Genomic DNA, 797 nt, shown 5'->3' with positions numbered 1-797 from the left:
CTTCAAGCCCAACCTGTGTGCCTCGGCGGTCAGCGCGTCGAAGTCGGCCAACGTGCCGAACATCGGATCGACGTCGCAGTAATCCGACACGTCATAGCCGAAATCCTTCATCGGCGACTTGAAGAATGGCGAAATCCAGATGGCGTCCGCACCGAGTGCCGCGATGTAGGGTAGCCGCCCGATGATGCCCTTAAGGTCACCGATGCCGTCGCCGTTCGAGTCCTGGTAGCTGCGCGGATAAATCTGGTAGATCACCGCGCCCCGCCACCAGTCGCGATCGATGGCGAGGTCAGGCTTCGAGCTGGCCTTCAAAGCGGATTGCATCGTCTCAGCCTCCTTTCACCGAGCCGGCAAGCAGCCCGCGGACAAAATAGCGCTGCAGCGAGAAGAACACGATCAGCGGCACGATGATGGTCACGAAAGCCGATGTCGTCAGAATCTCCCAGTCGCCGCCGCGTGAGCCCAACAGCGCGTTGAGCTTGGCGGTCAGCACGATCTGGTCTGCCTCTGTGCCGAGGAAAACCATCGCCACCAGCAGATCGTTCCATACCCACAGGAACTGGAAGATGGCAAACGAAGCCAGCACCGGAAACGACAGCGGCAAGACGATCTTGACGAAGATCTCGAAATCGCTGGCGCCGTCGATGCGCGCCGATTCCATGATTTCGCGCGGCAGGCCGGCAATGTAGCTGCGCAGCAGGTAGATGGCGAAGGGCAGGCCGAAGCCGGTATGCGCCAGCCAGATGCCGAGATAGGTCTTCGACGGCATGCCGAAGAAAGCGCCGACGCCGTTGTAG

At 60.7% G+C, this 797-nt stretch carries 2 protein-coding genes; both read right to left on the bottom strand.

The annotated features are described in order from the left end of the window. On the bottom strand, positions 1-324 hold a 324-nt coding region (locus tag EN994_RS33680), incomplete at its 3' end, for an alpha-amylase family glycosyl hydrolase (RefSeq protein ID WP_245466174.1). 4 nt (positions 325-328) lie between these two features. After that, a partial coding sequence (locus EN994_RS33675; protein ID WP_164746541.1) for a carbohydrate ABC transporter permease occupies positions 329-797 on the bottom strand: 469 nt, incomplete at its 5' end.

The sequence above is a fragment of the Mesorhizobium sp. M7A.F.Ca.CA.002.09.1.1 genome (genome assembly GCF_003998555.1).
GTDB lineage: Bacteria > Pseudomonadota > Alphaproteobacteria > Rhizobiales > Rhizobiaceae > Mesorhizobium > Mesorhizobium ciceri.
This window is presented reverse-complemented; position numbering and strand designations above follow the sequence as displayed.